General features: G+C 42.9%; 9 protein-coding genes. 1 reads left to right on the top strand and 8 read right to left on the bottom strand.

Annotation, left to right across the window (positions count from 1 at the left end):
• Positions 1-3: 3 nt before the first annotated feature.
• The 4 genes from IEY46_RS30500 to IEY46_RS30485 form a co-directional block, all read right to left on the bottom strand.
• On the bottom strand, positions 4-411 hold the full coding sequence (locus IEY46_RS30500) for a hypothetical protein (protein ID WP_188998416.1): 408 nt from the start codon (positions 409-411) through the stop codon (positions 4-6).
• A gap of 154 nt (positions 412-565) precedes the next feature.
• Positions 566-1060, bottom strand: a complete 495-nt coding sequence (locus tag IEY46_RS30495; protein WP_188998413.1) for a sugar-binding domain-containing protein — start codon at positions 1058-1060, stop codon at positions 566-568.
• A gap of 157 nt (positions 1061-1217) precedes the next feature.
• The gene (locus tag IEY46_RS30490; protein WP_188998410.1) at positions 1218-3788 is read right to left on the bottom strand and encodes a carbohydrate binding domain-containing protein; all 2571 of its coding nucleotides are present in this window, start codon (positions 3786-3788) and stop codon (positions 1218-1220) included.
• Between the two features lie 139 nt (positions 3789-3927).
• A complete protein-coding gene (locus tag IEY46_RS30485; protein ID WP_229750650.1) occupies positions 3928-4893 on the bottom strand; it encodes an ABC transporter permease in 966 nt (321 codons plus the stop codon).
• Positions 4894-5129: 236 nt separating this feature from the next.
• Here IEY46_RS30485 and IEY46_RS30480 point away from each other — a divergent pair, with 236 nt between their 5' ends.
• Entirely contained in the window at positions 5130-7475 is a 2346-nt protein-coding gene (locus IEY46_RS30480) for a helix-turn-helix domain-containing protein (RefSeq protein ID WP_229750649.1), read from the top strand.
• Between the two features lie 91 nt (positions 7476-7566).
• On the opposite strand, the gene IEY46_RS30475 is transcribed toward IEY46_RS30480, so the two are convergent.
• From IEY46_RS30475 to groL, 4 genes are all read right to left on the bottom strand, one after another.
• Entirely contained in the window at positions 7567-8373 is an 807-nt protein-coding gene (locus tag IEY46_RS30475; RefSeq protein WP_188998405.1) for a phytanoyl-CoA dioxygenase family protein, read from the bottom strand.
• A gap of 36 nt (positions 8374-8409) precedes the next feature.
• On the bottom strand, positions 8410-10164 hold the full coding sequence (locus IEY46_RS30470; protein WP_188998402.1) for an extracellular solute-binding protein: 1755 nt from the start codon (positions 10162-10164) through the stop codon (positions 8410-8412).
• Positions 10165-10252: 88 nt separating this feature from the next.
• Positions 10253-11131, bottom strand: a complete 879-nt coding sequence (locus IEY46_RS30465; RefSeq protein ID WP_188998399.1) for a carbohydrate ABC transporter permease — start codon at positions 11129-11131, stop codon at positions 10253-10255.
• 1451 nt (positions 11132-12582) lie between these two features.
• Complete coding sequence (gene groL / locus IEY46_RS30455; RefSeq protein WP_188998396.1) at positions 12583-14220, bottom strand: chaperonin GroEL; 1638 nt, start codon at positions 14218-14220, stop codon at positions 12583-12585.
• Positions 14221-14261 lie beyond the last annotated feature (41 nt).

The raw sequence follows: 14261 nt of genomic DNA, 5'->3' as shown, positions 1-14261 counted from the left end.
CTCTCAGACCGGCGGCCAGAATAGTGATATTGTCGATCGTATATCTCGTCCAATCCTGGGTTCCGCCCGTTGTAATATAGCCCCCCGGGCTCCGTACAAGTCGATGTCGTTGCCGTTCACGTCAACCTGCATCAGCTCGACCTTCACTCCATCCGGGGCCGAAATGCCTTCCGTCTTCAAACGCATTGAAACCGAGTATTTTTTACCCAATTCGATTTCAGCGATCGCGCTTGACATCCATTGCGCTATGTTCCCTGACGTTAGGCCCGCGCTTTGATTGCCGCTGTATTTCACTGCGGTATCCAGCGCGACTGAAGTCCGGGGCTCCCACAATCCCGACTCAAATCCACTGTTAGCAACAAGACTTGCCGGCCCCCCGGGATTGCCCACTGTCGTATCATAACCGTACATGATGCCGATCTCCCCGAGCTGAGGCACCCAGTGCTCGTCGTTGCTTCCTTTAATGACGACCTTTAAGTAGCTGATTCCCCAAGGTATCGCTGAAGCGGATACTGTAAATCCGAATCAGCCAGCAGCCGTGTTTTCACGATTGCCTACATTAACATTAATCGGACTCCAAGTATTGTTGATTGTATGCTGCACCTACAGCATAAGGGATCGTTTTGCAATAATGAGGAGTCTCTTTTAGAACAAATCCATCTATTGAATCATTCGTCGGGTTAATGATACGAACCGCAAGCAGGTTTTCAGATTCAGCCTCCAATGATTCTGTGCAATCAAAGTCAAAAGGCGTTTCCCCTCCTTCATGATGACCTAGGTACTGTCCGTTCAGCCAAACCTCCGCATAATAGTCTACAGCTCCAAAATACAGCGAGCATTTCTCACCATGCTCTGGAGCAATTGCAGGTGTAAATCTCAACCAGTACCAAACAACCCCATGATAACCCGGATACACTTGCTGAATAATACCAGGTACACTTACATCTGCGGAAGTTTCTGAAGGACCTTTTTGGAACCATTGTTCAATAACGCCTTTATTTTCGTAATCAAGATCAATAACCCATCCCTCTGTTAATGTAATTTTTTTAGTTGTACTCATCAATAAGGCCTCCAACATTAGTAAATATTCATTTGATTCCTCAAGCATTTGGCTATGTTTCATGAAGTATCGTTGGGCAAAAATTCGGATTCCTACTAAGTGATATACTATTGGATGGCAACCTGGACAAGCCATAAGATATCTCGATAATATCTACTTACGGAATTTCCTGAAAATACAAGTCATCTACCCAAATCGGTCCATTAATTTGATTATCTGCTTCAATACCAATCCAAACAAAGTCTACCAGCGTACCCGGGGTATAATCCATTTCAACCTGATTCCATCCGGGCTGAAGCGGTATCGCCTTCTTAACATAGTGATCAGTTGAATTCGTGAACACTTCCCGTATAAACATATTAGAAGTTCCAGTGCTCGATAAACTCTTCACCCATGCGCGCACCCTGTAATGTTTAGCCGGGTCCATAGGAATATTGATTGTGCTTATAAGACGGTTCCAATTTGTTGAAATGGGGTTCAAACGGAGTGAATGCGAACCGCTTTGAGAGAATTGATCATTCCAGTTACCTGTATACCCCCCATTCCAACCATCCGGATAGGATAATCCGGGACTCATCGTCTCAAAATCCGCATTGCTTAATAGATTCGTACCCTCATAAGTAGACGGCAAGGCATACAGCCTTCCCTCACCTGGGGCAAAGCTTGCAGATAGAGAGCCTGTTGTGCTGCTATAGCTAGTAACAATCTCCGCTCCCGTTGTTTTGGAAATTTCCGTTACAGTGGTTGGTTTAGGAGAAAGATTAAATGTGAATGTTCTCGTGTTTGTCGTATCCTTGTTCACGACCATAACGTATTTTTTGCCGCTGCTATTGGTGAAATAACCGATTAACGCAGGCTGGCTGGTGTCCGCTAATTGCCAGAAGAAGGAAGACGGCAATGAAACTGAAGTAGCTGGTACAGTCCCCGTATGGTATACCGCTTGAGAGGAAAGCGTTGTCAAGGTCGGACCGAGCTTCAACACCTCGGCATTCAGATCCTTCGCCGCGAAGTAGCTCGTGTTTTTCTCGCCCTCCGGCAGGATAAGCCCATTGTCTAATCCCTGCGGTGTATTATACGTAAAATATACATATCCTTTTGCTCCATAAGCCAAGTTCGTATAGATTTGAAAACCCATCTGTTCCTTGGTTGGAGTCGGAGTCGAATAGGATTGAATGTACGACCAGAAGTCGATATTCCCAAGATGAGCTTGGCGGCGTATGACTTCCAAATTGTCATAATAAGCATCTGTAACAGTCCCGTAAGGATAATAATCGAACATTAGGACATCGGGACTATTACGCACCCATCGATATACATAGTCTTCATAAGTTCCGCCCGTAATGTTCTGGTTGATTGTAAACCAGTAATCGGCATTGAGCACGGTGCCAGCTTTATAAGCCGTCCCATTATTAATCCAATTCACACCAGTAACCGAGCGATCTACCCAACCGACACTATTATTACCTCCACCGTTATGCGTCAGCTCCCAATAATAATTCGTATTCGGAGTAACATCCGCATTTAACATGAACTGTGGCCAATTGGTCGTCGGGCTCGTTATCGTTGCATGAGCGATTTCGCTTGTCTTGGCAGTCGAATTCCATAAAGTCAAGGTCAAGGTCTCACCTGGTCCGACATTAGCGCTCTCCAGCCACAATTGGATCGTTGCGATGCGGCTGATGTCAGCCCCTGTCCTGAATGTCTGTCCTAACGACTGCGCGCTAGTGACAAACTCACCATCTACCTGATCCGTTCCCAGTTGCGAAGGAGATGCATAATTCGGATACAAGTTAACAAGTGCCATATGATCGGGATCATTCACTTTCAGACGATCTACCGCTTCCTGAACGCTAGCAAACTGACTTGATCCCGGTTCATCTCTCAAATTGTAACCCAGTACACCCGGAACATCTCTGTAGTGATTCGCAATATCGTCCAAGTAAGTGTCAGAAGGTCTTCCGTTTGCAAATGAATCCACGAATTGAAGGAACATCGCTTCAAAGTTCAGATCAACGTTTTGTGCAACTCCATTTTTATACGCTTGGCCTCCGTTATATCCATTTGTTACGCTAGTCTCGAATGCCCCTATTTTCGTTTCGCTGTTTGTAGTCAACTCCATGTAGTAGGATGTATTTGTTTCAACCGACCTATTGATGACGAATTCCGGCGTGTAGGTATCTACCGGTAATGTCAAGGCATCCGATCCGATCAATGTCGTTTTACTTGGGCTGTCATACACATTCAGCCAGAGTTTTACGCCTGCCCGCCACTTCTGTTTATCCGTCTTTAAAGTAATTCTGCCAAGGACCCAATTCGAACCCGTTGCAGGAGTCGTAAAGGTTTGACCGATGTCGTTGGTCCCGATCTCTACAAACCATCCTCCTCCGCCTGTCATTTGCTGGATACGTTCGGTTACCCAGTGAAATCCCCAATCATCAACAAGTGTCTGTATTCCATTAGCATTTGCCAAACGAATAGCGGTTTCATTCGTTGATTTGGTAACATTCTCATGTCCACCGACGATTAAGTTAACATTCATGTCGGCAAGTTCTTCATACTTTTCCTGCGTTGATTCATAAGCATTGGGCGGAGCAAGAATACCAATTGGGAACGGAGTTGGCGCAGGAGCAACAGCAAATACATTTGAAACCGAAACTGAACTAACTGAAACAAACAGAACAAACATAAGCAAAATCAACAAGCTGTGACGATGGCGATAAAAACGCATAATATTTGCCTCCTTCAATTTATATTTTTCAAGGGAAGGAAAGAATCCGCCAATATCGACGTATTCGATCTTTCTCCGTTGAAACTCTACATTGAAAGCAGTCCCTCTTTCGCAACGAATGGATCTTACGCGCTTCAAGTCAAATAATGCCGCGCCCCGTCGTCAATTTATAAGTATAATTTGCCGAGAATACCAGAATAATGCTGATAACCGATTTGAAAATACCAACAGCAGTAGAGAAGGGATAATTCAACTGGAGTAAACCCAGGTTGTAAACATAAGTGTCCAATACGTCTATCTTGGAATGCACGAGAGGATTGTCGAACGTATAGTACTGCTCAAAGCCAACAGAGAGAAACTGTCCGATGCCAAGCAGAAACAATACAGCAAATGTCGGCATTAAGCCCGGAATCATAATGTGCCATATTTGTTTAAACCTCCCTGCTCCATCTACTTCAGCAGCTTGAAACAATTCCTGATCCAACGAAGCTATAGAGGCAATATAGATGATCGCAGACCACCCTAATCCCTTCCAAAGGCCGATACCTGTTTGAAATACCCACACAATATCAGAATTAGCGAGTAAATCAGTCGCATTTGAAATCAATCCTGCGTTTAGTAAGAGTCGATTAATAAATCCATCATCCAGAGAGAAAAATGAGAAAAAAATCGAATATACAATGACCCAAGAGATAAAATTGGGAAAGGAGGTCACGGTTTGCACGAGCTTTTTGAACCACTGAGCTCTAATTTCGTTCAGCATGATAGCAAAGATCATCGGAAGCGGACTAAGCAGCAAGCCTAAGCCGCTAAAGATCAAAGTGTTGCGCATAGCGTTTTGAAACTGGAAACCACCATTAAATAAGGTTTGAAAGTGCTTAAATCCGACGAATTCAGCTTTTAGAAAGGAATCTCCTGGAAAATAATTGGTGAAGGCAATATACCAGCCCCAAAGCGGAACATAAGAGAAAATAAACATTAAGCTGAAGAAAGGAACAGTCATAACCAATAAAGGCCAGACAGCCTTCCATTTATCCGGATTCCAATTCTGTTTACGACTACTTAAGGGAGATGCGGCTAATTCAAGATTCTTTTCTGAGGACATTTTTGTTTCAATCCTTTCTTGGGTTACGGTGCTACTCTCTATATAGTCATGTATCGCCTATCTAAGAAACTCCTAAATCCGATCTTCTCTACTAAACCGCTGCAATAGAGACTCCAAGATTATGCTTTTTATCCGAATATGCATTCTAACAGCCGAATACCCTCGTTTCCTCTAGCACAAAAGATAATAGGTCGATATAATCTTTAGAAGTGATGAATAACCAAGGGGCGTGACCTATGTTTTTCTTGAAAATTTATAAATCAAGACGTTATTTAAGCCGTATCCTCATCTCATTTACAGCGCTTTCCGTACTCGTTATTTCCATAATGTCGGCACTACTCATCTACAACTCTCAGAAGAACTCGCTAAAAATGCTGGATAATGCGAATCGAAAGGTTCTTACCCAATTAAGCTACAGCACCGATTATATGCATCAAATGTTTGTACAGCTGCTCATGTCGCTTTACTTCAACAATGATGTTAATTTACTAATGACGCGTGATGACCTAGAGCTATTCGACATGCTGGCTGTAGCTCACAAGCTAGATTATAATGTGGAATCAACCAGCTACTTAGACTCCATAGTTGTGTACAATGGCAAAACAGATACTATATATTCAGGCGGAAATGCTTTCCTGCGCGATAAAGATAGTATGATGACCGCAACGTTTCGTAAGCTGCTTGACGGAAAGCAACAGGTACCCAAGCTCAGCTTAATTCCTCATCAATTTACTGAAAAGAAACAACCGGTTTATATTTTCTCACTAGTGATGTACGACTCTGCCTCTGGGGGATACCACAAAAATGAGAATGCCTTGATTATTAATATCAAGGCAGAATGGTTGTTTAATAATTTAATTGATCTTAATCGAGCAGGGCAATCCGATCAAAGCAGCATCTATATTTTGGACCAGGATAAGTTTATTTACGATCCCTCCTCTGGCTCTCAAGCAAGCACAGATATAGCTGCAAGTATCTATCAACGCATAGAGTCGGTTAATAATAATAGCGGTTCCTCCATTATAAAAATACAAAACGAGGAATACGTCATGTCCCACTTGAAGCTCAAATCATTGAATTGGGAATTGGCGACAGTTCAACCTTACCGAGATGTGATGAAAAATATCGATCAACTGCGTAATTCATCTATTTTGCTGACGTTGCTTTTCATAGTAATTTCCATTATCTGCGTATTCTTCGTTTCTCATAAGCTATATCAGCCCGTAGAAATACTCATGGATCAAATTCAAAAGCATAGAAACTCGGATATAGGGGGCTATAAAGACAGCCATGACAAGTTGGAACTGGCTTTCATTTCTGACACTTACGGCTCTGTTATGGAGAGGTTAAAATATTTAACCGAGGACCATCGATTTAAGATTAACATCGCCAAAAACTACTACCTGCAACGAATCGTCCAGGAAAAACCGTTTGAGAACCTCGCAGAGTTTCAAGACTTGATAGTGCAGCATCAATTATCCATTAACGAATTGGGTCCATACAGGCTTTCCATTCTACTATTAGATAATGAAAACCAGCTACAGAATTATAGTGACAAAGAACGAAAGCTGATTTTATTCGCGGTCGCCAACATTATGCAAGAACTTGTCGTACGTTATGCCCAACTGGAAATAATCAATTTGCGAAATGATCAATTAGCCCTATTATTCAGCCCGCTCGCTAATGATCATGTTATGCCGGATTATTGGATGCTGGCGCTTCAAGATACCCAGCGTGTGATTATGAATTTCTACAAAGCCTCTTTATCCTTTGTCGTTAGTAAAACCATTGAATCCTATGATGAAATTAATCAGCAGTATGAAATATTGCTTCAGAATGCCAAATACAGAATGATTTTTGGCAGCCAAAGCATCATCACCCCCGAAATGATAGCTGAACACAACATACAGAATAAACCCGGATCACTCGACGAGCCTAAAAAACACTTGATGGATAGTATCCGATCTGGACAGGCTGAGAGATGTAAAAATGATTTAATTCATTATTTTCAATTAGTCCGACAGCATGATGCGGACAGCATCAGTTATTTATTACTGAATCTATTGATGGATATAAAATATACGATACGTGATTTGAACAACAACCGGCTCCATTCTATTTCTGTCGATCTGGATCCCGTAACTCGAATGATTCTCAAGCTCGAGGCCTTAGATGAAATTCAAATAGAAATGGAGCAAATTATTGATGGTATTATCAATATCCCTCAAACGAACAACGAGGATAAGAAAATAGCCCTGCTTAAGACAGTTAAAGAAATAATTCACCAGCAATTTGTTGACCCAAATTTGAGTCTGCAAGCTGTGGCCGATAAGCTAAAGCTGTCGCCATCCTATCTGGGGCGCACCTTTAAAACAAACGAGATGATTTCAATTGGGGATTACATTAATGAAATTCGTTTGGAAGCATCGATGGAGCTATTAAACGACCAGAACCTGACCATAAAAGATATTATGGAGAAATGCGGGTTTTCCAGCCAAAGTAACTTCTTTCGCTTATTTAAATTAAAATTCGGCGTGCCACCTAAAGAATTTTTACGGGTTAAAGCAATTAAGAAAGCTTAGACGATAACCAAAAATAGCTGATGCTCCTATTTCAGGAAACACCAGCTTTTTTGCAAATTATATAAACTTAGTACCCTTTTCAGATAATTCGCTATCCCCTTGCAGGCTCGGACATCGTCAAACGCATTTGTGCGCTTAATGCAGCCAGATGGCCATCATTAGCCATCACTTGCTCCAGATGCTTCATTCTTTCTGGAGATGCCGTATTCATCATGACCTCTGAATAGTAACGGTCAATCCAGAATCTGGATGCGCCTGCAATATAGTCAAGCAAATCCTGATGTTCATGATCTTTGTAACGCTCACACAAATTGATCGTGAACATTCTTCGGTGGGCACTCCCGTTCCAGGCGGAATGAAATGTATTGTGGTTAAAAACCAGAACATCTCCTGGAATAACGTCTAGCACGTAAGCTGGAACCTTCTCCCCACCTATACCCCAGTGCAAATCACTCCTGTTTGTTTTTTCCCCTAAGTCCTTACCGAATAGATCCTCCATGCGATGGCTTCCCGGAATCACACGCAGTGCCCCTGTGTTCTCATCAAGTCTGTCAAGATAAAAGGCAATCTTGATATGCTTATGATTCGGTTGATAAGTATCCCTATGCCAGCTTGTATTGCCTGTGTAATAGTTCCCGTCGCTTCCCATATAGTTGAAATCGTCCCCTAGCAGAGCAGAACCAATCCCCTCAATTCTTGGATCGTCAAGTAATGTACTCATCCGTTGATCGATGAAAGGGGCTACACAAGAGCGCCGGGTACCATCATGTGGGTCAGTATTTGAAAAAGTTTGGGTAAATTCCTCTAGAATCCAATCCAATCGGTCAGAAACCAGCTGGGGAAATTTAATGAATCCAAAGGTTTCAAAAAAATCAATTTGTTCTTTTGTCATTTTCATGTGATTTCAAATCTCCTTATAATTAGTATTTTCACTCTATTCTTTGCCTTTGATTTCTTCATACTTGTCATAATAAAATTTAAAGACTTCATCAGCGCCAAGTTTTTTCAATTCACTAATAAATTTTTCTTTCCCTTTAACAAAGTCCGCATCGGTTTTGGAGAATATCACCGCCGCTGCAGCTGTTGCCATATAGGTGTTCAAGCTCGCTTCCTTTGTGGCAATGTCGGAACCTACAGGCGGACTGATCGAAGCAATAAGCGCATTACTGAAGGAGTTATTGGGTATCTTATCAAGTCCTTCTGATGGATAAGTGTACCCCATATCTTGTAGAAAGTCCTTCTGGAAGGGTTTAAATTCCTCTTGCATTAAGGCAGGTTCACTGTAGAAATTGGTTCTCGTTCCATTAGGCTCGAATTCTGAACCATAGATGGATAAATGAAACCATTGACCAGCTGCAACCGTTTTCGTGAATTTTTCCGGGTCCGCTTTTTTGAGTGCAATTATTTCCGGCTTCAACACAGGTTTGCCATCCACCATATCCCAGCCGATTCCTTCTGGCCCGTTCGTGACCAATTCAAGTCCTTGTGGTGTTGCCAAATAATTCATTAGATCCATGACTCGCTCTGGATGCGCGCTCTTTGCGGAGACCAGCCAAAAGAATTGGTTTCCGATCGCATTCTTGGGTAGCAAGTAGGATTTCTCAGAATTCATCCAGACAGGAAGCGGAACAAAACCCTTTTCTGGAGTTCCCTCCGTAACGAATTTTTCCTCCCCTCCAGTTGTACCTAACCAACCTGCTTGTAATGACATGTATCGTCCGGCGCCTGCTTTTTCTCCAAGGTTAGCAAACTTCATTGTAACGGATTCTGGATCCAGCACACCTTCCTGGTAAGCCTTGTTATAAAACTTCATAACATCCCACATTTTTCCTTCTGGATCTGTAAAGAAAGGAACAACTTCATTTTTATTGAGGTCAAGAATATGTGTAGCTTTCCCACTATCAATTAATCCTTGGGCGTTCATTGTTGCTTTAGTGACGATGAATATACCCCAAGGATCGCCTAGATTAACACCCAACCCATAATTTTTCTTACCTTCTTTATTCACGGGCTCCAATTGTTGCATTTGCTTCAATACTTCCAAATATTCATCCAGTGTATCCATCTTAGGCTTGCCCAATTTTTTATAAAGATCCCATCGAATATTCCATGCATTGCTATGGTGAATCTGGTTAAATTCCGTACTGTCGATAAGAGCTTTCACAAAATAATGCTTATTATCCGCATTAGGATAAATGACTGAATACTTATCGAGTGCATCCTGGAAATTGGTTGTAATGTTAGAACCGTTCGTTTTAAGCAAATCGTCAAGCGGCAGCACTTGTTTCGTTTGAATGAGTTTATTAACCATACTTACGTCAGATGTAATAATAAGATCCGGCAAATCATCGCTTGCGAGCAACACGCTTAGTTTCGCAATACCATCACCGCCACCGGTGAAAGGTTCAAAATCCAACGTTATCCCCGTTTTCTTCGTAATCTCCTGCATGACCGGGTCATTTGGAATACTGTTATTCAGCGGATTGGTCAACCATTCTGCAAATACTTTTAGCTTAACGGGCTCTATCACCGCAGGTGCCGATGGCGTACTCGTTTCTGTATTTTTATTATCGGTGCTGATGTTGCTAGTGTTCTTGTTCTTGTTTCCTCCCGAACAGGCAGCGATTGAAGAGATGATCATCATAATGACTAGTAAAAGTGCAGCATTTCTAATTTTTTTGGTTGGCATAGAGATCCTCCTTTTATATAAGACAACAACGACAAGCTCTGTATATAAAGCCACTATGGTCGAATTTTAACCTTGTACCTTTTGCTTATCAACCCTTAACGGCTCCAAGCATGATCCCTTTGATAAAGAAACGCTGCAGGAAGGGATAAACTATCATAATAGGCAGGGTTGCAACAATGGTAATGGTCATCCGGATTGAGTTGGGTGTCACCTTAATTCCAGAAAGCTCATTGGTTGCCGCAGCTGTTGCCGATACCGTGTGTGATTTGATCAAATTGAGCAGCAGCATCTGCAAAGTAAGCAATCGTGAATCAGTCACAAAAAATAAATTGTCCATCCAAGAATTCCAATGATTAACCGCTTGAAATATCGCTATTGTTGCCATGATCGGTAAACATAAAGGCAGTACGATCTTAAAAAAGATTGCAAAGTACCCTGCCCCTTCGACCATAGCCGCCTCTTCCAAAGCCGGAGGAAGCTGTTCGATATAGGTTTTGATCAGAATTAGAAAGAAAGGTGCGATGATAGAAGGGATGACATAGACGAGAAAGTTATTTTTTAAATGAAGCATCGTTATTAATAAATACATTGGAATCAGGCCTGAACTGATGTACATCGAAATGATAAGCAATCGATACATGGTTTTCCGAAAGGGAAGGATCGATTTCGTTAGTCCGTATGCGAATAAGGAGCATCCCATCAGAGTGAGTATAGTTCCGAGCACCGTCCTCGTCAAAGTGACCAAGGTAGCGTTGGCCAGATACTCTACCTTAAACACCGATTGATAATTGATCAGGGTGAATCCTTTGGGCCATAAAGTAATGAGCCCATTTTGAGCAGCCGAAGGGTCTGATAAGGAATAAATGATGATATAATAAAATGGGAAAAATGTAATGAAAGCAAAAACAATCATAATAAAATAATTTCCAACAGTAAAAATATTTTCCATGGTTGACCTTCGTCTCATGATGCGAGTCCCCTCTCTAATTGTTCAAATAACGCTAGTTCATTATTCCATTTATTGGGACTCCAAAATCAAACTATATATCCCATATGCCTTCTACCCTCCTAAATTCAAAGCCCCTTATTTTGATAGCTTCTTTTGAGAACAATTTAATACTGTCCTCTATATACGCATGGATGATCAGGAAAAAAAACTCCTATATTAAGACTTCCCTACCAAATCAACAGCTATAGGGACTCCAATATTCTGCTTTTTATCCGAATCTGCTATTTTCTACTGGAGCAAAGGTCCGTTTTCAAACTTTTCCGGAAAATGAAAATATAGATACTTTACCTAGTGGCTTCTCTTGTGTTTAATACCCATAAAACCACAACGGTTCTGCTCTCAATCCAAACGGATTTCGCCCCGGATATTCCTGTTTTCGCCGTCTTTGTTCGTCATCAAAAGAACTTCAGGGACAATCCTAAAATATAATGATCAGCTATATCAAGGCTTACTAGCCAATTCAAAAGTACGTAAATTGATAAAGGTTCACCACTAACAGCAGCAAGGATCATAAATGAAGCATTCCAATATGAATGCATAAAAGCTGCAATGTCCATTGTTACAACTAATCTACTCTGTCCGACAATAGACGGTGTTAGTTATCCTCGATTTGACGGGAATGCTGACCTTGAATTGTATTCAAACGGGAAAGTCAGATTAGGGCTTTCCCGTTCATTTAGATTTCGACCTGATACGTGTCTTTCTTACGCATATCGAATAGGAGATGCGCTTCGTCAACGACAACAACAGGCTGCAGACGATGGATACGGCGCATAAGTTCTACTTCCCGATGAAGTTGCCGCTTAGCATCACCGCGGTAAAATTTCGACACGCACCCGAGTTGTTCAACATTCCTTTGTAGAAGTGGCGTGGCGTAAGCTTAGAGTCCGACAGATAGAGCAACTTGTACTTCGCCGCATCCAGCGTGGCCGTAAACCGCTGGTTTGTCCGAAGGAACTCTCCTGACTATGATCGATGATCAGCAATTTGAAATTCATGCAGGTGAATCTTTTTAATTCCACCAGGCGCCTGGCATAATCATTCCCAACTAACAGATAAGCATGATGACGGCATATAACGTTTCGTGAAATTGCATATCGCACAGGATTAAAAAACGAGCATTATTTTTCCAATCTATTTCGAAAGTTGGAGCTTACAACTCCAAGATATTATAAAAAATCAGTCCGGAACACCGAACCAAAACAGAATCCGCCGCTGAAAATTTAGCAAATGAAACTTCTCTCCCAGACGTTCAGCGTAAAAGCGGTTCACAAAAAAAAGAAGCTTCCCATAAGTTCAATGAACTCATGAGAAGCCTCTTTTTTTTATTACATTATCGGGTCAACATAGGGTCAACCCTGATTTTCCTTTAGTAAAATCCTTGCTACATAAAGGGTTTATCCCCCTTATTACATCATGCCGCCCATGCCGCCCATTCCACCCATGCCGCCCATATCAGGCATGGCTGGTTTGTCTTTTTCCGGTTTGTCCGCAACAACCGCTTCGGTTGTCAGGAACATAGCCGCTACGGAAGCTGCGTTTTGCAGTGCGGAACGCGTTACTTTCGCAGGATCAACGATACCGGCTGTGAACATATCAACCCACTCGCCAGTAGCCGCGTTATAACCAACGCCGACTTTCTCGCCTTTCAGGCGCTCAACGATAACCGAACCTTCTTGGCCAGCATTCGCTGCGATAGTGCGTACAGGCTCCTCCAGCGCGCGAAGCACGATGTTAACGCCTGTCTTCTCGTCGCCCGTTGCATTTACAGCTGTGACAGCTTTATATACGTTCACGAGTGCAGTACCGCCACCGGATACGATACCTTCTTCAACCGCTGCGCGGGTGGAGTTAAGAGCATCTTCGATGCGCAATTTGCGCTCTTTCAATTCGGTTTCCGTTGCTGCACCGACTTTGATAACAGCTACGCCGCCGGACAGCTTCGCAAGACGCTCTTGCAGCTTTTCACGGTCGAAGTCGGAAGTTGTTTCTTCCAATTGAGCACGGATTTGGCTAATGCGAACATCGATATCCGATTTGTCGCCGCTTCCGTCAACGATGATCGTGTTTTCTTTCGTAACACGGATTTGACGGGCAGAACCCAACTGCTCGAGAGTTGTGGATTTCAATTCCAGGCCAAGCTCTTCGGTGATTACTTGTCCGCCGGTAAGAGCTGCAATATCGCCCAGCATCGCTTTGCGGCGATCGCCGAAGCCCGGAGCTTTAACGCCGACGCATGTGAATGTGCCGCGCAGTTTGTTGACGATCAGCGTAGTCATCGCTTCGCCTTCGATATCTTCAGCAATAAGCAGCAGCTGTTTGCCTGATTGAACAACCTTCTCCAGAACCGGCAAAATATCTTGGATGTTCGAGATTTTTTTATCCGTAATCAGGATATATGGATTGTCGAGAACAGCTTCCATTTTATCCGTATCCGTAATCATATAAGCGGAAACATATCCACGGTCAAACTGCATACCTTCAACCACTTCAAGCTCCGTTACGAAGCCCTTAGACTCTTCAACCGTGATAACGCCGTCGTTGCCGACTTTGTCCATAGCTTCAGCGATCAATTGGCCGACTTCCTCGTCGCCTGACGAGATAGAAGCAACCTGAGCGATCGATTGTTGGCCTTCGATTGGTTTAGCAATGGATTTCAATTCTTCAACCGCAGCGCGAACAGCTTTCTCGATCCCTTTGCGGATAACCATCGGGTTAGCGCCTGCCGTTACGTTTTTGAGGCCTTCGCGGATCATCGCTTGCGCCAGAACCGTAGCTGTAGTCGTACCGTCACCGGCAACGTCATTTGTTTTGGTTGCAACTTCTTTAACGAGCTGTGCGCCCATGTTCTCAAACGCGTCTTCCAGCTCGATTTCCTTCGCAATGGATACACCATCGTTTGTGATCAACGGGCTGCCGAATTTTTTCTCCAGAACCACGTTGCGGCCTTTAGGACCGAGTGTAACTTTAACCGCATTTGCAAGAGCGTCCACTCCGCGCAGCATCGCGCGACGAGCGTCTTCGCCAAATTTAATTTCCTTTGCCATTATCGATTACCTCCTAATAAATGATCGTTCCTGTTACCGTT

The organism is Paenibacillus nasutitermitis (assembly GCF_014641075.1).
Taxonomy (GTDB): domain Bacteria; phylum Bacillota; class Bacilli; order Paenibacillales; family Paenibacillaceae; genus Paenibacillus_Z; species Paenibacillus_Z nasutitermitis.
The sequence above is the reverse complement of the archived record's forward strand: the minus strand, read 5'-3'. Positions and strand labels throughout refer to the sequence as shown.